At 41.3% G+C, this 19,028-nt stretch carries 19 protein-coding genes and 1 tRNA gene; 5 read left to right on the top strand and 15 right to left on the bottom strand.

Annotated elements, in window-relative coordinates; translation table 11 throughout:
* Window positions 1–19 precede the first annotated feature (19 nt).
* From M5U24_RS12975 to lon, 7 genes are all read right to left on the bottom strand, one after another.
* Window positions 20–502: a gluconokinase gene (locus M5U24_RS12975; RefSeq protein ID WP_099325123.1), complete on the bottom strand. Its 483-nt coding sequence runs from the start codon at window positions 500–502 to the stop codon at window positions 20–22.
* Window positions 503–605: 103 nt separating this feature from the next.
* Entirely contained in the window at window positions 606–2,000 is a 1,395-nt protein-coding gene (locus M5U24_RS12970; protein ID WP_099325124.1) for an aspartate ammonia-lyase, read from the bottom strand.
* 89 nt (window positions 2,001–2,089) lie between these two features.
* Window positions 2,090–2,794, bottom strand: a complete 705-nt coding sequence (tmk, locus tag M5U24_RS12965) for a dTMP kinase (protein WP_099325125.1) — start codon at window positions 2,792–2,794, stop codon at window positions 2,090–2,092.
* Between the two features lie 54 nt (window positions 2,795–2,848).
* Window positions 2,849–4,300 carry an RtcB family protein gene (locus M5U24_RS12960; protein WP_099325126.1) on the bottom strand — a complete coding sequence of 484 codons (1,452 nt, stop codon included), beginning with the start codon at window positions 4,298–4,300 and terminating at the stop codon, window positions 2,849–2,851.
* A gap of 70 nt (window positions 4,301–4,370) precedes the next feature.
* Window positions 4,371–4,787 (bottom strand): archease, encoded by a 417-nt coding sequence (locus M5U24_RS12955; RefSeq protein ID WP_099325127.1) that lies wholly within the window; start codon window positions 4,785–4,787, stop codon window positions 4,371–4,373.
* Between the two features lie 83 nt (window positions 4,788–4,870).
* A complete protein-coding gene (locus tag M5U24_RS12950; RefSeq protein WP_099325128.1) occupies window positions 4,871–5,344 on the bottom strand; it encodes a universal stress protein in 474 nt (157 codons plus the stop codon).
* Between the two features lie 15 nt (window positions 5,345–5,359).
* The gene (lon, locus tag M5U24_RS12945; RefSeq protein WP_295102370.1) at window positions 5,360–7,750 is read right to left on the bottom strand and encodes an endopeptidase La; all 2,391 of its coding nucleotides are present in this window, start codon (window positions 7,748–7,750) and stop codon (window positions 5,360–5,362) included.
* 264 nt (window positions 7,751–8,014) lie between these two features.
* Here lon and nadC point away from each other — a divergent pair, with 264 nt between their 5' ends.
* Window positions 8,015–8,917, top strand: a complete 903-nt coding sequence (nadC, locus tag M5U24_RS12940; RefSeq protein WP_099325130.1) for a carboxylating nicotinate-nucleotide diphosphorylase — start codon at window positions 8,015–8,017, stop codon at window positions 8,915–8,917.
* A gap of 21 nt (window positions 8,918–8,938) precedes the next feature.
* Here nadC and purD read toward each other — a convergent pair whose 3' ends face one another.
* The gene (purD, locus tag M5U24_RS12935) at window positions 8,939–10,204 is read right to left on the bottom strand and encodes a phosphoribosylamine--glycine ligase (protein WP_099325131.1); all 1,266 of its coding nucleotides are present in this window, start codon (window positions 10,202–10,204) and stop codon (window positions 8,939–8,941) included.
* 216 nt (window positions 10,205–10,420) lie between these two features.
* On the opposite strand from purD, the gene M5U24_RS12930 reads away from it, so the two are divergent.
* The 4 genes from M5U24_RS12930 to trpC all read left to right on the top strand — a co-directional run bounded on the left by M5U24_RS12930 (window position 10,421) and on the right by trpC (window position 12,251).
* Window positions 10,421–10,497 (top strand) — tRNA-Met (locus tag M5U24_RS12930).
* 268 nt (window positions 10,498–10,765) lie between these two features.
* Complete coding sequence (locus tag M5U24_RS12925) at window positions 10,766–11,038, top strand: TMEM165/GDT1 family protein (protein WP_099325132.1); 273 nt, start codon at window positions 10,766–10,768, stop codon at window positions 11,036–11,038.
* A complete protein-coding gene (locus M5U24_RS12920) occupies window positions 11,039–11,488 on the top strand; it encodes a hypothetical protein (RefSeq protein WP_099325133.1) in 450 nt (149 codons plus the stop codon).
* Window positions 11,472–12,251, top strand: a complete 780-nt coding sequence (gene trpC, locus M5U24_RS12915) for an indole-3-glycerol phosphate synthase TrpC (RefSeq protein WP_099325134.1) — start codon at window positions 11,472–11,474, stop codon at window positions 12,249–12,251. The genes M5U24_RS12920 and trpC overlap by 17 nt, the downstream gene beginning before the upstream one ends.
* 5 nt (window positions 12,252–12,256) lie before the next feature.
* Here the strand turns inward: trpC and trxA are convergent, their stop codons facing one another.
* The 7 genes from trxA to M5U24_RS12880 all read right to left on the bottom strand — a co-directional run bounded on the left by trxA (window position 12,257) and on the right by M5U24_RS12880 (window position 18,789).
* Window positions 12,257–12,583 (bottom strand): thioredoxin, encoded by a 327-nt coding sequence (trxA, locus tag M5U24_RS12910; protein ID WP_099325135.1) that lies wholly within the window; start codon window positions 12,581–12,583, stop codon window positions 12,257–12,259.
* 38 nt (window positions 12,584–12,621) lie between these two features.
* Window positions 12,622–12,912, bottom strand: coding sequence for a ferredoxin-thioredoxin reductase catalytic domain-containing protein (locus M5U24_RS12905; protein WP_197705391.1), 291 nt, complete (start codon window positions 12,910–12,912; stop codon window positions 12,622–12,624).
* 85 nt (window positions 12,913–12,997) lie between these two features.
* Window positions 12,998–13,291 (bottom strand): TIGR04076 family protein, encoded by a 294-nt coding sequence (locus M5U24_RS12900; RefSeq protein WP_157820506.1) that lies wholly within the window; start codon window positions 13,289–13,291, stop codon window positions 12,998–13,000.
* A gap of 163 nt (window positions 13,292–13,454) precedes the next feature.
* Entirely contained in the window at window positions 13,455–14,225 is a 771-nt protein-coding gene (locus M5U24_RS12895; protein WP_099325137.1) for a transglutaminase-like domain-containing protein, read from the bottom strand.
* Window positions 14,226–14,345: 120 nt separating this feature from the next.
* The gene (locus M5U24_RS12890; protein WP_099325138.1) at window positions 14,346–14,711 is read right to left on the bottom strand and encodes a response regulator; all 366 of its coding nucleotides are present in this window, start codon (window positions 14,709–14,711) and stop codon (window positions 14,346–14,348) included.
* A gap of 33 nt (window positions 14,712–14,744) precedes the next feature.
* A complete protein-coding gene (locus M5U24_RS12885; protein WP_099325139.1) occupies window positions 14,745–16,820 on the bottom strand; it encodes a cache domain-containing protein in 2,076 nt (691 codons plus the stop codon).
* Between the two features lie 79 nt (window positions 16,821–16,899).
* On the bottom strand, window positions 16,900–18,789 hold the full coding sequence (locus tag M5U24_RS12880) for a radical SAM protein (protein ID WP_164994374.1): 1,890 nt from the start codon (window positions 18,787–18,789) through the stop codon (window positions 16,900–16,902).
* Window positions 18,790–19,028 lie beyond the last annotated feature (239 nt).

Genomic DNA, 19,028 nt, shown 5'->3' with positions numbered 1-19,028 from the left:
TCAAAAAACACTAAAAGAATTACAAAAACTCTTTTTTTATGCTGGTAACAATTGCTTCCGGGGATTGAATAATGTCGACAACGAAGGCGTCTTCCGGTTCTTCCAACGTTTCAAACTGGCTTAAAAGAAGGTTTTCGTTCAAAAAATGCCCCTTCCGCCTATTTAACCTTTGACATATGAGTTCCCGTTCCCCTTTTAAATATACAAACCGGACAGATTCATGCTTATCTGCCAAAAACCTGCGATATGATTGCTTGAGGGCAGAACAGGCAATAACGGCATGCTCTTTCTTTGCTATTGTTTTTTCAATGATTTTTTGCAAGACCTCTAACCATGGCATTCTTTCTGCATCTGTTAAGGCAATTCCCTTTTTAAGATTTTCAATATTTGAAGGAGGATGATAATCATCGCCGTCGTAAAATGTCCATCCAAGATCATCGGCAAGAATACGCCCGATTGTTGTCTTGCCGGAACCCGATACACCCATTAAAATAATAATCATGTACCTGTTTCGTCTGTAGTAAAAAACAATAGTGACCGGATATCAAAGGGTGTTTTTTTCGTCATAATATTACTCCTCATTTTTTAATACTTCCGCCGCAAGGTTAGGTCATAGACTTGGGAGATAATAATGTATCCACCTGCGCTTTCGTAAGTATCTTTTTCTCGAGGATAATTTCCTTTACAGACCGCCCGGTTTTCATAGACTCCTTCACTACTTCCGCAGCATTTGCATAACCAATAATTGGGTTTAATATCGTAACAATCCCCAAACTTTTCACTGCATAATCCTCACACTTCTCCTTATTTACGGTAATCCCCCGCACACATTTTTCATCAAACACTTTCACGGCGTTTGTAAGGATTAAAATAGAATCCAGTATTTTATGCTGAATCAACGGCATCATGACGTTTAATTCAAATTGACCCGCCTGTGCTGCAAGCATGATTGATGTGTCGTTGCCAATAACTGAAAAACACACCATCGTTAACATTTCCGGAATAACGGGATTGACCTTGCCTGGCATAATAGAAGATCCGGGTTGTACCGCAGGCAGGTTAATTTCCGCCAGTCCCGTATTTGGCCCGGAATTCATCAGCCGCAAATCATTAGCGATGCGTATCAGCTCCACGGACAAAGCGCGAAGCGCCCCGGAAAATTCCACAAACGGCCTGTTGCTTTGCATGGCTTCAAAACGGTTTTTTGATGCGACAATATCAAGTCCGGTAATCTCTCTCAGATATTCAATCATCTTCGGTATATACCCTGGAGGTGTATTGATGCCGGTACCCGCAGCGCTTCCCCCTATGCCTGATTCCTTCAATGATTCACCTGCCTTTTCAATACCCATGTTTGCTTTCCGCAAAGATTCTTTATACCCGGAAAATTCCTGCCCCAGACGAATGGGAACAGCGTCCTGCAGGTGTGTGCGGCCTGATTTCACAATAGTGTCAAATGCCTTTGCTTTAAGGTCAAATGAATCCGTTAAATCAGATACATTTGCAATCAGTTTTCTTGATGAAAGCAACGCGGCTATGCGCATGGCGGTGGGATATACATCATTTGTGGATTGTCCGCAGTTTACGTGGTCATTTGGATGAACAAGAGAGTAGTCGCCTTTTTCCCCGCCCAGCATTTCAATCGCAATATTGGCAATTACTTCATTCACATTCATATGGTGTGATGTCCCTGCCCCTGCCTGATAAACATCAACACAAAACTGTTCCTGAAACTCGCCTTTCAATATGCGGTCGCATGCTTCAGTAATCGCCTCGCCAATTTTTCTGTCAAGGCGCCCTGTTTCGCTATTTACCATGGCAGCGGCCTTTTTGACGTAAACAATTGCAGTGGTAAAAATTGGCTGGGACGTACTGTCACTAATTGGAAAGTTTTCGATAGCCCTTGCTGTTTGTACGCCATAATAGGCATTCGCAGGTATTTTCATCTCGCCCAGATAATCTTTTTCTTTTCGAAACGATATTGTTTGTTTATCGCTCATTTTGAAATTATAAGGATTTCTCAAAAAACTAAAGTGTTACCAACTATTACCCATACGGTGAAATGCAATGATTTCCCTCTTGCCGTCATTTAAGGAAGAATCTTCGCAACTGCCTGCCAAATCGTATCTGCAATGACATGCTCCGGCAATAAGGTGTTGTTTTTTGTGCAATCAACGGTTTTCCAATTAGGTTTCCCCTTTGCAATTTCTATAAAAGTTTCCTGTGCGGATTTCATATGATGCATATCTTCTTCGTGGATGTCTTTTTTTGCACCGGCAAGATATTCGCGTTGCCCTTTCTTTTCTACAAGGAAATAGGCAATTTCTGCAGGTACATAAAGCAGTATACTGAGATGCGGACGTGGGATTCCAAAAACTGTATGTTCCAGTTGGTCCAACCATTGGAAGAATTGTGCCCTTTCTTCCGAATTCTTTATTTTTCCACCCTGATGAGCCATATTATCACACACATACCGGTTCGATATAATTATTTTCCCTGCATCAATCCATGTCTGTATCTGATCTTTTTTTTCAAAGCGATCCCCTGCGTAAAGGATAGAGGCAAGGTACGGGCTTACAGCATCCGCTGCGCCGAAGCTACCCCTTAAATATTTTGCAACCATTTCGGCAAAGAAGGTCTTGCCGTATTGGGGGAAATCGATAGTCGCCACGGGATATCCCTCTTTAAGCAATCTTTCGTAAAGAAGTTTTGTTTGAACCGTTTTGCCGCTTCCGTCAATACCGGTAATAACGATAAGTTTTCCCTGCATAATACATTCTCCGTATTGTGCCATTTTTATAATGGTCTTCTATCGTTTTGTGGAAAATATTTTGCTACTCCGGAATAATCATCCTTTGATAACACACAACGGTTTCAACTGCGCAACTTTCTTGCTGATGCCTGCGTGTTGCACGACATCCACTACCTTCGTCACATCCTTGTATGCATCAGATAGTTCCTCCTCCAGAGTAGCGCGGCTGTCTGCGCGGACGAGTATCCCTTTTTCTTTCAGTTCCTGTGCGATACTCCGGCCCTTGGCCACCTTTGTAGCCTGATTTCTGCTCATGACCCGCCCCGCCCCGTGACACGTACTGCCGAAGGTATCGGAATATGCCTTCTCCGTGCCGACAAGCACATAGGAACAACGTCCCATGTCGCCCGGTATGAATACCGGCTGGCCTACTGCTTTGTATGCGGCAGGAGTGTCGGGGTGGTTTGGAGGAAATGCGCGGGTAGCGCCTTTCCGGTGAACACACAGCCGCTTTTTCTGCCCATTCACGAGATGGTCTTCAAATTTGGCGATATTGTGACAGGCATCATACACCAGCGATATCCTGGATTCCTTAGGACTTACGTGCAATGCCCTCTCAAAGGATTCCCTAACCCAGTGGGTAATCATCTGCCGGTTGGCAAAGGCATAATTGGCTGCACAGGCCATTGCTGCAAAGTAATCCCGCCCTTCCGGAGAATTAATCGGAGCGCAGCATAGCTGCCGGTCAGGCAGTTCAATATTATATTTTCCGGATGCTCTAATCATTACTTTAATAAAGTCATCACACACCTGATAACCCAATCCCCTGGACCCCGTGTGTATCATAATAGTAATACCGTCCTTTTCGAGCCCTAACGTGCGGGCAATTTTTTCGTCGAAAATCTCCGATACGTAGCCAACTTCGACAAAGTGGTTGCCGGAACCGAGGGTGCCTAACTGTGCCAGCCCCCGCTCAATTGCCCTGGTGGAAACCAGTTCCGGATCTGCTCCAAAGATGCATCCCTTTTCTTCGATATGTTCTAAATCTTCTTTTGATCCATAGCCGTGAGAAACCGCCCATTGTGCGCCGTTTTTGAGTACATTTTTTACTTCATGTTGTGATAGTTTCAAATCCTTGCGATGCGACCCCACGCCGGAGGGAATGTTGACAAACAGGCTATCAACAATGGACTCCAGTTTGCCGGAAATCTCCACTCGACACAATCCCGTTTTGAGCAATCTTACCCCGCAGTTAATGTCGTAGCCTACTCCTCCAGGGGATACCACGCCATCCTCCATATCAAACGCAGCCACACCACCGATGGGGAAGCCGTATCCCCAATGAATATCGGGCATTCCAAGTGAATGACCAACTATTCCAGGTAGACATGCGACATTTATTACCTGTTGCAGACTTTCGTCTTTTTGTATTTCCTTCATCATCGATTCGTCGGCATATACGATGCCATCCACGTGCATCTTTCCTTCTCTGAGAATACGCCAACGGTAATCATCTATCTTTTGTATTTTGTAGTTGCGTTCATTCATAATATCTCCGGTTTTTCTTTTAATGATAATAATTGAAGCTTACTCTGGTTTTAAGAGCAGATTTATCTGGCTATAAATCGAAAATAACACGTGCTCTCCAGCGGCTGTTTTCTTGTTTTATTACCAGATTATGATGGGTTACTGCCTTTATCGCTGTTTTAATAACGTGCCTCTTTTCATCCAATAGTTCGCCATGTATTGTTGCCTTTAACTGAAGGTCATTCATATCGTTAATGTAAAATTCTTTAAACAGCATATTTTTTATTTCATGCAAATATAATAATTCGCTCAGCCAGTTTACGAGCAATTGTTCTTTGTCAATTCCATCCACAGCAATGATACGTGTATCTTTTTTTTCGACAGTGGAGAGATCGGCGATTATATCAAACATGGCGAATGCGGCATTTGAGAATAATTGCGGCATTGTATCTCCGAAGATATCAATACCGATGTCTGCAGTATGATCTATTAATTTGTATTTAAGCATGATAGTAAGATTGATTTTACATTGTTGTTGTGTAAAAATTTTTGGTTGCAGCGCAGCCGTGTTGTGCCAGATAAAAAGAATTTTTACGGCGATACAAAATCGTGTTCCGGATGCCGTATGGTAAGTACCGGGCAGGACGCTTTCCGCACCACTTTTTCCGCAACACTGCCCATAAAGACATGCGCCAAACCTGTTCTGCCATGAGTGCCGAGCACAATGAGATCCGTATTGTACTCCTTTGCCGTCCTGATAATTTCTGCAAACGGAACACCCTGGACAACGACCGCTTCTACGGATATCTTGCCTTGTGTTTCTTCGTTTACCGATTTAAGCAGCCTGGATTTCAGCATATCAATCGTTTCTTCGTTTATAATATTTGTAGTAACAGGGATGTAGGGCAATTCAGGGTTATTTACGTCAAGAAATCGTGTATCCAATACATGCAGCAGGTAAAGTTTTGCCTGAAATTTTGTTGCAAGTTCTATTGCATAGGCCAGCGCTTTTTCCGAATAGATGGAATAATCCACCGGGCAAAGGATGTTGTTTATAGTAATCATGATTTAGGCCTTTCATTAAGGTTTTTGGGAAAGGACTACATCTATTGCCTCGTCTATTTTTTCAATATAGACGCATTGAATCTTTTCCCGGATTTCCTTGTCGATTTCTTCGAAATCGTCTTTGTTTTTCAATGGCAATACAATTGTTTTTACTCCCGCCCTTATAGCGGCGAGGATCTTTTCCTTTACCCCTCCTATAGGCAGCACGTTACCCGTTAAAGTAATCTCACCTGTGAGTGCAACCTCCCTTTTTGCAGGCCTGCAGGTAAGCAGCGAGATAAGTGCGATGCACATGGTAATGCCTGCTGACGGGCCATCCTTTGGTATTGCCCCAGAAGGTACATGGATATGTATTTCCGATGTGTCATAGAAGGTTTCGTCGATGCCCAGTCGTTTCGCATTACTACGAATATAGCTGAGCGAGGCGATGGCGGACTCCTGCATGATATCACCCAGTAAACCGGTGAGGGTGAGTTGTTTTTCGCCCCGCATCCTGGATACCTCTATGAAAATAATGTCGCCGCCTGTTTCAGTCCACGCAAGGCCTGTGACCACTCCAATTTTATCTTCTTCCTCGGTTACCTGGTAAAAGAATTTTCGTGGGCCAAGAAATTTTTCAACCGTTTCCGGGAGTATAATTTTTGTGACCTGAGCTTCTCCCACGATTTCTTTTGCGATTTTTCTGCAGATCGAAGCAATTTCCCTTTCTAAATTTCTTAAACCAGCCTCCCGTGTATATTCCAGAACAATTTTGGTTATTGCAGCATCCTGAAAGTCTACAGGATATTTTTCCAGGCCGTTTTCTTTTATTTGCTTCGGAATGAGAAACTGGTGTGCAATTTTCAGTTTTTCATCCTCGCTGTATCCTGAAAGATATATCACCTCCATACGGTCTCTTAATGCGACATGGACGGTATCAAGGATGTTTGCCGTAGTAATAAATAATACATCGGAAAGGTCAAAAGCCACGTCAAGATAATGATCAACGAAGCTGAAATTTTGCTCCGGGTCCAGCACTTCCAACAAGGCAGACGCCGGATCTCCTCTGAAATCTTCGCCAATTTTATCTATTTCATCGAGCATGAATATCGGATTGCATGCTCCCGCACGGCAGATTTCCTGCATGATACGACCAGGAAGGGCGCCGACGTAGGTGCGCCTGTGTCCCCTGATTTCTGCTTCATCTCTTATTCCTCCCAGAGAGATGCGGATAAACTTTCTGCCAAGCGCACGTGCGATGGATTTGCCCAGCGAAGTTTTGCCTGTTCCAGGAGGGCCGCAAAAGCAAAGGATCGGTCCCTTTAATTTTTCTTTCAATTTGTGCACAGCGAGAAATTCGAGTATGCGTTCTTTCACTTTTTTCAGGTCATAGTGGTCTTCATCTAGAATTTTTGACGCCTGGTTAATATCGAGATTATCTACCGTTTTCTTATTCCAGGGGATATTGATAAGGTAGTCGAGGTATGTGCGTGAGACGGTATACTCCGGTGATGCGGGATTTATATCCCTTAACCGCTCCAATTCTTTGGTGGCAACAAGTTCTACCTCCTTTGGCATTTCCGCCTTTTTGATATTTTCTTCCAGTTTGATGAATTCCGCCATATGGGGTTCGTCTTTACCCAGCTCTTTTTGAATTGCCTTCATCTGCTCTTTTAAAAAAAATTCACGTTGCGCCTTTAACATTTCCTTGGCGACTTCGTCGTTTATTTTACCTTTTAGTTCCCGTACCTGAATGTCTTTGTTGAGATAATGAAATACTATCCGCAACCGCTTCTGAGGATCAACCATTTCCAGAAGTTTTTGTTTTTCGTCAATGTGCAAGTCCAGATATACGGTGACAAGGTCGGCCATGATGGATGGATTGTTTATGGTATCAATCATCGGGATAATGTCCTTGGGAAGTGCTTTTCCCAGCATTGCGCTCAATTTGAAAAGCGTTTTGACGCTTTGTATTAATACGTCTATCGTTTCAGATTTTTCCGAGAACTCCCGGAGTTCTTCGATTTTTGCCGTGCAATACGGTTCAGTTTGCGTATATTCCGTTACTTTTATTCTCATAAGGCCTTCAACAAGGCATTTTATAGTATCGGAAGTGGATTCGAATATCCTGACAACCTTTGACGCCGTGCCAATATCATAAAAGTCTTCATGTCTCGGAGAGGCGACATGGTATTTTAATACGACGATACCGATACATTCATTTTTTGCATGGGCTTCATTTATAGCCGTTATGAGTCCTTTTCCATATAATTCTATTACACGGACAAGCCGGGGAAATACTATGTCCTCTTTTACCGGAATAATGCTAATTATTTCGGGCAAAGGGATGCTATCGCCATTCTTGTGTAAAGTAAAAGTCGTTTTTTCCATAGAGGGGTTAAGTGAGTTGTTAAATGTAACCTGCATTTTGCAAACCCTGTTGCATAATCAGGTTAGAAAAGGTAGAATTCCCATGGTATTAGAGAAGAAAAAAACATTTTAAAAAAATATGAGCCTGTTCGTTGTTGAATATAACACAAAAATACGGTCAAAAACAGCCAAAAAACAATACAGAAATGAGCGGAAAGGGATTTCCAATCTCGTTCCCAGGCCGGAACTCCGGAACGAGCATTTTTATTTTTTCGAAAACGAAAAGGATACTTTTGTCGTAATTCAGGATAAATCATACGAATGAATTTTGTACCGGAAAAGATAGATATACTTATTCAACTTGCGATTCGGGAAGATATTGGATCGGGTGATATCACAACGGAAAGTATTTTCCCCCCGGATTTAACGGGTGAAGGGGAATTCCTCGCAAAGGAAGATGGGGTCATCGCAGGGTTACCTGTCGTTGAGCGCTTGTTTTCAAAAATTGACAAAAATATTCTTTTAAAAAAGGGTATTTCGGAGGGGATGTTTGTCAAAAAAGGCGATGTTATAGCTTCCGTCAATGGCAATGTTCGTCCGATACTTTCCGGAGAAAGGATTGCTTTAAACTTCCTTCAGCGGCTTTCAGGTATTGCGACCCTTACTGCGCAATTTGTTGAAGAGGTGAAACCCCTGAAGGTGGCGGTTATGGATACAAGAAAAACAGCTCCCGGCTGGCGTTATTTGGAAAAATATGCCGTTGCTATCGGAGGGGGAGTTAATCATAGAATGGGTCTTTATGATCAGGTGCTGGTAAAAGATAACCACCTTGATTTTATGAAAAAAGAGTTGTTGGCGGAGGAAATTGCCGGTATCAGTGTCATCGAAAAAACGGTCTCAATGCTAAGGAGGAAAATAGGGAATCACGTTTTAATTGAAATGGAGACGCGAACGTTATCTGAGGTGGAAGATGCGATCAAAGCGGATGTTGACGTCATATTGCTTGACAACATGGACGCCGAAAAGATAAGGTCGGCTGTTTCGCTGGTCAAAAACGGGAAGTATTGTAAGGGAGCGCATCGTCCCCTTACGGAGGCCTCCGGGAATATTACATTAGACAATGTGAAATCAATAGCACAGACAGGCGTTGACCGGATTTCTATCGGGGCACTTACCCACTCGGCAAAGGCGCTGGATATTTCGTTAAAAATCTCCCTGCAGTGAGTGGTATTCTGTTATGGATGGTTAAATAGCGTCAACGCCAATATCTTTTCTGTAATAAACCCCCTCAAAAGACAAACGATCAATTGCGTCGTAAACAAACGTCCTTGCCTCCTTCAAATCCTTTCCCGTGGCGGTTATCCCCAATACACGCCCCCCGTTCGTTACAATATTGCCGTGAACGTTAGCGGTGCCGGCGTGAAATACCTGTATGTTTTTTAATGCTTTCACCGCTTGTAAGCCTGAAATAGGCAGCCCTTTCCTGTATTTGCCAGGATATCCTTTTGACGCCAATACCACGCAGACGGAATGGCTGTCGTACCATTCCAGTTCCGCTTTGTCCAATGTGTTGTTGCTTGCCGCCAGGAGAAGCGATGCCAGATCGCTCTTCATTCGTACCAGAAGCGCCTGTGTTTCCGGGTCTCCAAACCTTGCGTTAAACTCAAGCACTTTTGGCCCCGCATTGGTTAGCATTAGCCCCGCATAAATGATGCCACTGTAAGGGCGGTTTTCTCTCTTCATGGCATGGATGATTGGCACCAATATGTTTTCCTCGACATAACGCTGCATCTCATTTGTAATGAGATGCGAGGGGGAATAGGCGCCCATACCCCCTGTGTTTGGGCCTTTATTTCCCTCGTAAATTGCTTTATGATCTCTTGCGGAAGAAAGCGGGATAATTGTTTGTCCGTCGGTAATAGCAAGGATTGACACTTCTTCTCCATGTAAACATTCCTCAATCACCACCCTATCTCCTGCGTTGCCAAATATCCTTTCCACCATTATCTCTTGTAAGTGTTCCTTCGCTTCTTCAAGCGTTTTGCATACAAAAACACCCTTTCCTTTGGCCAGGCCATCCGCCTTGATAACAATGGGAGCGAAACATTTCTCCAGATATTTTTCAGCCATTTTTATGTCTTCGAATACGCGAAAGTCGGCGGTGGGAATACTGTGTTTTTTCATAATGGTTTTTGCAAAGACCTTGCTTCCTTCGATAAGAGATGCCCTTTTGCTCGGTCCGAAAATATCCAGATTGCCATCCTTGAATGTATCGACAATGCCGGAAAGCAGCGGGTCTTCGGGGCCTACAACGGTCAGATCGATTTTTTGCCTGATAGCGAAATTGAACAGGCCTTCGATATTATTGACGTCAATATCAACGCATTCGGCAACTTCCGCAATCCCGGGATTTCCCGGGGCGCAAAATATTTTCTTTACTTTCGGCGATTGCGCTATCTTCCAGGCAATAGCATGTTCTCTTCCGCCGCTTCCAATAATCAATATTTTCATGTGTGTTGTTTCCTTCATTGTAGTTGGATGGTATTCATACATTTAGTGATATTTAAGGTGCAAGGTTAACGCAGGTCGAAACATTCTATCAGAATAAAAGGAAGAATGGGAAAGTTTTTTTGCCCTTGACAGTTTTGCATTGACTGATATACTGAGTAACATGATTGCACACGAAAGATGTGCGGTTTGTTTTAAATAGGTCATTTATTTTGGCAACGCGGGGTAGAGCAGTCTGGTAGCTCGTCGGGCTCATAACCCGGAGGTCGCAGGTTCGAATCCTGTCCCCGCTACCAATAAACGAAAGGGATTGCGGTTTTTGCCGTAATCCCTTTTTTATTTATTGCGCTATTTTTTCTCCTGAGTGCTTGCAAATAGTGGTTGGTATATCCAAAACCAAAATTGTGAAATCCTAAATACGAAGCAAATACTAAATTTTAATTTTCAAATGTTCAAAACCCGGTTTTTTTCATTGGGATTCTGTATTTTGGAATTTGTTTCGTATTTTTTGTTTCGTGCTTGTTTGGTTCTGGCTGTGCAAGTTTAGGAGGGAGGGATAATTATATGCACTGGAAGATTATTATTACCACATTTATTACTATTTTTTTGGCGGAGCTTGGAGATAAAACACAAATTGCTTCTATACTTATGTCAAGCAAAACGGACAAGCCGTTGCTGGTATTTATCGGTACAATGCTTGCATTTGCATTAGTGACAATACTTGGTGTTACCGTAGGAACGGTAATGGCCAGGATGTTGCCTCTGAATTACATCAAAACGGGGGCGGCCATTACCTTTATTATGGTAGGGATTCTTATTTTATTTGGGAAAATATGAATGGGAGAAAAATACGGCTTTTCTCAGGCGCAGCAAGTAGGTAAGACGGCGAATCTTGTTATTTTCCTTGGAATCTTAGGCGTAGTTTTGAGTGTTGCGGCCTTAACCATGAGTGATAGCCTTGCCAGGAGAGGGTACGGAACTTTCTATGCTTTCACCGGACTGCTTATGGTCGGGCTTGGTTATGGGGTCCGATACCGTTATAAATATTGCTTAAATGCGGCGCTGATATTATTTGTAGCACTTTCCTGTCACTTTCTTTACAGGTTTGTTGTTTATCACACTGCATATATTTTATTACGATTATTGTTAAGTATGTGGGTTTCTTACCGCCTTTTTCAGGCACTTTCGCCAATGAAAATACTTATTGAAACGAATACATTTCCTGACAAAACCAATCGATTTATTGGATTTTTATCGAGACAAAAAAAGCATGACCATTCTGGATGAGATTTATCAATATAAATTATCGGAAGTAGCGGAGAACAAGAAGCTTGTTTCTGTGGAACAATTAAAAAAAAACATTCTGCAAAGAGCCCCTGCCCAATCTTTTGGTCGTGCATTAAAAACAAGCGGAAAAATAAACATTATTGCTGAGGTGAAAAAGGCCTCGCCCTCCCTGGGGATCATCAGGGAAGATTTTCAGCCGGTAGCAATTGCCAAAATCTATGAATCAAACGGAGCGGCCGCGATATCGGTATTGACTGACGTTAAATATTTCCAGGGGTCTCTGAAATATTTAACGGACATTAAAAATACCGTGCGTTTGCCCATTCTGAGAAAGGATTTTATTATTGATTCGTATCAAATATATGAAGCACGTTCCGCAGGAGCTGACGCAATACTTCTGATTGCGGCGCTCCTTTCGGAAGATGAAATACAATCCTTTTTAAATACGGCGGAAAAACTGGGAATGGATTGTCTTGTTGAAGTCCATTCTGCGGATGAATTAGAGAAGGTTTTACGGACAAAAGCAACTATTATAGGCATTAATAATCGCGACCTTAAAACCTTTCGCACCGACCTGGAAATTACCTTTCAACTAAAAGCCATGATTCCCGAAGACAAAATTGTCGTGAGTGAGAGTGGTATTAAATCACGGCCAGACATACTAAAATTGCAGGAACACGGCATCCATGCAGTTCTTATCGGAGAAACGCTGATGAAAAGCGACAATATCCAGTCAAAATTATGCGAATTATCAGGTACGTAGCAAGATTATAACTGAGCGTCCAGCGCTGTTTTTAAATCATTTTTAGACTTTACACCCACTATTCTATTTACCGCCTTTCCATTCTTGAAGAGTATAATTGTGGGGATTGACGTAATGCCAAATTTTGCAGGGGTACTGTTGTTTTCCTCTGTATTAAGTTTTCCAATCTTCGCCTTTCCGCTATATTCTTTTGCCAGTTCCTCAATAACTGGAGCGAGTTGTCTGCAAGGGCCGCACCAGGATGCCCAAAAATCAACCAGCACCGGAATCTTTGCATTTGTTACTTCCGCATCAAAATTTGCGTCTGTTATTTCAACCAAACCTTCTGCCATAATCCATTTTCCTTTCAATTGATATATATTAAGTTATTTTAATTACCACGCACAAAAAGATTACAGTGGCATTCACCGTCACGTTCAATTTCTTCTTTGTGGTAAACGCAAGGGCATATGGCCTTTTTGTCTTTTTCAATATCACCGCTAACGATGCGGCAAGGACAATAGGCATGCCCGTATTTTGATTTACGCATAACGAGCCCTTTGACGACTCTATCGACAATTTTTTTATCCGGATTTAACTTGTAAGGGCTATTGGTGACATAGGTATTGAGCATTTTGCGAATGTCCGCTTCTTCGTCTACCATTGAATCTTTGTTATCCATAGTTTAACCGTTTAAAAAAAGAAAAAACTGAATATACCGCTTTCAAAAACACTGTGAATCCTCACGCGAAAGAAAAATATATGTTTTAGTGAGCAGGTTCTGTATCATTTTTTTCACGCGGGGTTCGTTTCAGTTCCCATACGGCTCCCGTTGGGTCAGGGCAGTGGGCCAATAATGTATCTTCGCTTGTCTGCCATGGCAACCTTGCTCCATATCGCAGTGATTGGGCATCCCTTGAAAGAACAGCATATGCGCAATCACAAAGCCCTTTTGGGGTAAATCCCGTTAAGGGAAATGAATCACCTTTCTTATAATAATTACAACTTCCTTTTTCTGCTACCGTTGCTACCACTTTGAAACTGGAACTTTTACACTTCACAATAGGGACTCCAATAAATGTTAATGTGCCTCTTTTATTTTATAATAGTTCATTATATTTTATGAAATAAACGTATTGCAAGAACAAAAAACAAACTTGACACAGAGCAACACTTTGGTTTTTTTAAAAACCTCAGCAAGATCAAACATTAGGCGAATCCGGGTTAATAGACTATTTGCTGAGTGTTTTTTTTATCGCATAAACTTTTTAAAAGGAGGTGTGTTTTATTGAAAAATTTTCTTTCGGCAGGATATTGCTCAAGATATTTGTCCAGATGGAGAAAGGCAAGTTCATACTCCTTTTTTGCAACGTAGTTATCGATAAGCAGGATCATCGGACGATTATCATCTGGAATACACATCATTGCCTGTTCGCAAAATCTGATTGATGCGTCAAAATCCCCGTTAATATTGTGATTCCGGGCATTGTACAAGAAAATCTCTCCCACAAGTCCGATATCCTTCATGATCTTCTTTTTGGGATGATACCTGTCCTTCTTTTTAACAATCCCATCGCTGTGCGTGTGTTCAAATAAATATTCATGAGTATTATCAGAAACCATATTATAAATATGGCCGGGAACAAAAATATTTTTTACGTCAATGTCAAAATGCCGGCATAGAATGGTAAATCGTATTGCATAGGAAAGACAATTCCCGACCTTTATATTGAGAGTATCCTTGAAATCGTAGCAATCCCTGTATATTCCTTCGCACGCATACTCTTTTAGCCAGGCAAAGATTATTTTGGCTTTTTCAATAGGATTATCAATGTTATTGACGTCAGTTTCTTTTGTAATTCGCGAAATAAGAAGGTCGATTTTTTTCTGATACGCCTGAATCTTTTTATCACTATGTACGCCCGAAGCGATAAGGCATGCGCGGTCAAACGGCATATCAAGACAGTTGTCTTTAATATCCCTGAGAAGAGACATTTCGCTCTCATTGTATGCATATTGACTTGTCGGATACGTTTGCCGGGCTGGTTGGCAACCAGGGAAAAAGAAGAAGTGTATGAGACAAAAAAGGAGCGGCAAGAAAGTTTTTTTCATGTGTTATTCTATTTTTCTTTTAATAACCTCCATTAATCGTTCCTGAGTGAAGGGTTTTTCCAGATATGATACATCAGGGTCGATCTCAAATATTGTTTTATTCGAGTGGGGAGAAAAACTGCTGGCAACAATAACAGGGATATCTTTGTATGGTGGACTGGATTTTAGTTGTTTGAGGAATTCATCGCCGGGCAATTTATCAAGCAATAAGTCGAGAATGATGAGATCCGGTTTCTCTGTTTCTATCATTTCCAATGCCTGTTTCCCGTCAAGGGCGTGAACGATGGTGTAATCAGTATCTTCAAGCATCATTTCGTAAAAAAAGAAAAACTCCTGCTCGTCTTCAACAATAAGTATTTTTTTACTCAAGTATCGCTCCTTTTTAATGAAATAGTGCCTTGTTTAGGAATTTTCGGACGGCGCCACCGGTAGTGTAAATTTGAAAGAAGCTCCTTTTCCAATGCCTTCGCAATCAACCCAAATCCTTCCTTTGTGTGCCTCGACAATATTTTTGCATAGTGCAAGCCCCACCCCGGAACCATACATAGTGGGATGTTCCTGGAAAAATCTTTCAAACAGTTTAGAATATTCTTCTTTGGGAAGCCCAATACCCATCCCGGTGTCTTCAACGGATATTTCCAGATAAGAACCTTTGCATTTCCCATAAATATTAATACTGCCACTCTCCGTATATTTTATTGCATTATCGATCAGATTAATAAGTACACGTGAAATCTCGTTTTTGTCGCCAATGGTCACAGGTAAATTTCCTGAAGAATGATATGTTAATGTCAACCCCTTTTTTTTCGCCAGAAGCTTCATGCCCATAACAGTTTGATGAATAATTTCTTCCATTTGTATGGGTTCTTTTTTAAAGACGAAGCGGCCTGATTCAAGGACGGATAAATCGAGTATACTTTCAATCGTTTTCCTTAACCGTTGCAAACTGCTGTGGATAATTTGTTCGAATCTTTCTTCTTTTGAACGGTCGAGACTATCTTTTTTAATCTCATTCGTCCATAAATCTATGGCCATTTGTACTTGTGCAACAGGAGACTTTAATTCATGAGACACGTCCCGAATCATTTTGTCTTTCATTTGATCGAGGGTGAGTAATTCTTTGTATGCTTTTTCCAGATCATGGCTTTGTTTTTCAAGTTCTTTGTTTATTTGTGTCAGGTCCTTTGTGCGCTCTTCTATAATTTTCTCCAGATTGGAAGTGTATTCTTCCAGTGCGTGTGTTTTTTCTTCGACAAAGTCCGCCATTTTGTTGAAGAATTTTGATAATTCACCTATCTCGTCTTTTGCGGAGATGTTAACGCGTTTGCTGAAGTCGCCTTCAGAGATGCTTTTTGTCACATCGGTAAGATATACAATAGGCTCTGAGATTTTTTTCCCGAAGACGAATGCAAAAGATACAACGGCCAACGTGAGTAAAAACAAAATCGAGAAGGTTATTCTATGTAATTTTTTGACAGACACATACCATTCATCTTTGTCGATTTCTGCAATAATTCCCCATTCCAGTTCTGGCAACCATTGCCAGAACCCCAGAACGGTTTTTCCCCGGTAATCAATATAGCCATTTGCATCATATCCGGAACCGCCTTTTAAACATTCCGCAACGCCTTTTGTAAAATTGCCGGTAAAGGGGGCGATTAATTTTAATTCAAGGGTTGTTCTTTGTTTTACCAGTCCGAAATCTTTGAGAGAACTTAAAAACTTTGATTCAGAGATCATATACCCTTCTTTGTTAATGAGATATGTCTCTCCTGTTTTTCCAAGACGAACACTTCTCATGAGTTTATTGATTTCCATGACATCGATTCGCAGACACACGACGCCGATAATCTTACGTTCATATATTACCGGGGTAGTAATAAACAGCGTTGGCATGCCTTGCTCCAAACTACTATATTCGTTTATGATGGGAATTACAGAGGGAACTATTGGTGATACATATGTCGTACCTATTATTGCCTGTTTAAAGAATTCAAAGCCGGACACATTGGTAATAACTTTCCCGGTTGAAGTGGTAATCTTTAAATCTCCGTTTCTGTCACAAATAAAGATTTCTTTATAACGGTAAGTGTCTCTCGTGTATTTTAGATGGTGTAGCAGCCTGTAAAAATTTTCGCTGCCTTCAGATTTATAGATTACGCCGGGGACGTTAGGATTTTCGGCAATCAACCAGATGTCCGCCTTTCGTTCTTCAATCCATTTTTCGATAAGTTCCGCCTGTTTATGGCCGATACTGTCGAGGTTTTGGATTAAAGCATCACGCAAAGCATGTTCTTCCTTTGGATAAATATATACTATCGTAATAAAGATGGGAAAGGTGGAAAGAAGGATTGAAGAGAAAATAATTTTTTGCTTTATGGAAGTAAAAGAAAAAAAATGAAAATTATGAGCTATTGCGGAGCAGTAGTTTTTCAGGTGCGAATAATGTTTCAATAACTGTTGCAGTAAGTTCTCCATACGCCACGCGCTAAAATAATGCTAAAATGTCATGTTTGTAAAACGTAATTTGAGGCCGAAATTATTTAGAAGTTGTTTTCTATTGGGATTTTTTTCTTATAAAAGAAGGAATGTTTTTCAAGTGTTGGTCAATTATTTCATTGGTAATTTCTTTTACCCCTATTTTTAGAGCAAAATCTTCAATTGATTTCTTTGCCTTGCTGCGAATGAACACCGGAATTCTTTTCAGGCGGATTTCGGCGTCTTCTGTCCATACAGGTGCTGTTCGCAATGTCTTTTTATTAATGGCAGAGTTGTTTAAATATGCCTGAAATTTTTTAATAATGCCGTCATTTTTGATAGTGCGTTCATTAAGAAATGCCTTGATTTTATCAACAACTTCTTTTTTATGGGAACCGGTAAATTTTTGCTTTGCTTTGTCCCACGCTTCCATACGAAGTTCATCAAAACCGATGTTTTTAATGCGTTGCGATGCAAGCATCATTGATTCGTCCCGTATCGCAGAAAGGAATTGAGAGCTGATTTCGTGGTAACCGTGCTGCATCGCTTTTTTTTGCATAAGTTTGTAAATTCCCGGACGTACAAAATCCGGCGCGTTTAAAACGCGTTTCTTTGCTTCTTCAGACCATGGTATTTCATTATTTTCAGGATTTTCCGGTACAATATCTTCGGGATGTTCAGATACGGGTTTTGTTGTGGCAGCGTCCGGGAATGCTGTTTTATTGTTCGACATCATTTCTTCCCGCGCTGCCCTCATAACCCAGAGCGTTATTTCCTGATAATTATTTTGCGCTGCAAAACGTTCCACATTTTTTATAATCATTCCTCTTCCGAAAGAAGGTATTTGTTTCAGGATGGCGTGTGCTTCATGGCTCCAGTCCATGGTAAAACATTCTTCCGTGCCAAAGGTTTCAGAAGGTTTCAGTTTTATTACTTTGCTGCCCGACTTTCCAGGAATATAATTACACCAGGGATCTTCATCCATTTGGTTGTCTGTTGCGGTAAGGGCGCGGGCCCGGCATCCTTTGCAAATTTCTTTAAATTCACATATTCCGCATCTCCCGTTTAAATCAGCATGCCGTAAAGTTTGAAATCCGGCATTGTTGTTCCATATATCAACAAAACTTTTTTCTCTGACGTTTCCGCTAATGTCGGGTATGTATGGGCAAGGGGTGACGTTTCCTTCAGGGGTTATTCTGCAGTAATGTGTTCCCGCAGGACATCCACCGGCATATGTTCTTATCAGCGGCGAATTATTGTCATGTTCATATACAATTCTTCGGTAGTGCGGGGCGCATTTTGCACCAACCATCATCTTTCCCTTATATTTTTCATGAAGGGTGTACAGTTGCCGCAATGTTTGATCGTACTGTTCCGGTGTGATATCGGTTAAATCCTGCCCTTTGCCGGTGCATACCAAAAAAAACAAGTTGAACACCTTAGCGCCGAGTTTATAGGAAAAGTCGATAATATCGGAAATCTCCGTAATGTTATCCCGTGTAACAGTAGTTTGTATTTGAAATCCTATTCCCTGACGGCGGCACGCTTCTATTCCATTGAGAGTATCATCCCATGCGCCGGTTATTCCCCGAAAGGTATCGTGTTTTTCCGGGTGAATAGAATCGAGGCTGATGCCTACCCCTGAGACCCCGCATAGCTTTAACCTTTTTGCTTTATCATCGTCGATTACGTTTCCATTTGTTCCCAATACTACCATCATGCCTTTTTTAGATGCGTAATGCGATAAATCATAAATGTCATTTCTTAAAAGCGGTTCCCCTCCTGTCAAAATGAGTAAAAGATTGGGGTTGAGCTCCGCCATTTGATCGATAAGTTTGAATCCCTCTTTTGTATCAAGTTCATAGGGAGATTTTTTGGTTAATGCATTGGCGTCGAGATAACAATGGTCGCATTGTAAATTACAACGATAGGTTGTGTTCCATGAAATGGCGTATGGTTTGTATTGCATCAATAATTTCTATGGAATAAATTGAATTTCAGTGTATTCATTTTAAAATAAAAGACCGGTTTGTTTTGAGTATTGTACAAACGGGTTTCTTTATCTGCATCCCTTGCACATCATATACATACAGTAAAGTTTCTAGTCAAAATATATAAAATAAAAGAAAAAAAAACAATCATATAATCAAAAGAAGAAGGGACGGGGGCTTCGGTTTTAAGCATTTTTTGGCAAAATATTTAATGGTG

Source organism: Candidatus Kuenenia sp. (genome assembly GCF_027493735.1).
Classification (GTDB): domain Bacteria; phylum Planctomycetota; class Brocadiia; order Brocadiales; family Brocadiaceae; genus Kuenenia; species Kuenenia stuttgartiensis_A.
Note: the sequence above shows the minus strand (reverse complement) of the source record. Positions and strands in the feature narration are given on the sequence as shown.

Coding starts and splice junctions, on each gene's coding strand:
- M5U24_RS12975 (WP_099325123.1), bottom strand. CDS start 502: ATGATTATTATTTTAATGGGTGTATCGGGTTCCGGCAAGACAACAATC.
- M5U24_RS12970 (WP_099325124.1), bottom strand. CDS start 2,000: ATGAGCGATAAACAAACAATATCGTTTCGAAAAGAAAAAGATTATCTG.
- tmk (WP_099325125.1), bottom strand. CDS start 2,794: ATGGCACAATACGGAGAATGTATTATGCAGGGAAAACTTATCGTTATT.
- M5U24_RS12960 (WP_099325126.1), bottom strand. CDS start 4,300: ATGAATGAACGCAACTACAAAATACAAAAGATAGATGATTACCGTTGG.
- M5U24_RS12955 (WP_099325127.1), bottom strand. CDS start 4,787: ATGCTTAAATACAAATTAATAGATCATACTGCAGACATCGGTATTGAT.
- M5U24_RS12950 (WP_099325128.1), bottom strand. CDS start 5,344: ATGATTACTATAAACAACATCCTTTGCCCGGTGGATTATTCCATCTAT.
- lon (WP_295102370.1), bottom strand. CDS start 7,750: ATGCAGGTTACATTTAACAACTCACTTAACCCCTCTATGGAAAAAACG.
- nadC (WP_099325130.1), top strand. CDS start 8,015: ATGAATTTTGTACCGGAAAAGATAGATATACTTATTCAACTTGCGATT.
- purD (WP_099325131.1), bottom strand. CDS start 10,204: ATGAAAATATTGATTATTGGAAGCGGCGGAAGAGAACATGCTATTGCC.
- M5U24_RS12925 (WP_099325132.1), top strand. CDS start 10,766: ATGCACTGGAAGATTATTATTACCACATTTATTACTATTTTTTTGGCG.
- M5U24_RS12920 (WP_099325133.1), top strand. CDS start 11,039: ATGGGAGAAAAATACGGCTTTTCTCAGGCGCAGCAAGTAGGTAAGACG.
- trpC (WP_099325134.1), top strand. CDS start 11,472: ATGACCATTCTGGATGAGATTTATCAATATAAATTATCGGAAGTAGCG.
- trxA (WP_099325135.1), bottom strand. CDS start 12,583: ATGGCAGAAGGTTTGGTTGAAATAACAGACGCAAATTTTGATGCGGAA.
- M5U24_RS12905 (WP_197705391.1), bottom strand. CDS start 12,912: ATGGATAACAAAGATTCAATGGTAGACGAAGAAGCGGACATTCGCAAA.
- M5U24_RS12895 (WP_099325137.1), bottom strand. CDS start 14,225: ATGTCTCTTCTCAGGGATATTAAAGACAACTGTCTTGATATGCCGTTT.
- M5U24_RS12885 (WP_099325139.1), bottom strand. CDS start 16,820: ATGGAGAACTTACTGCAACAGTTATTGAAACATTATTCGCACCTGAAA.
- M5U24_RS12880 (WP_164994374.1), bottom strand. CDS start 18,789: ATGCAATACAAACCATACGCCATTTCATGGAACACAACCTATCGTTGT.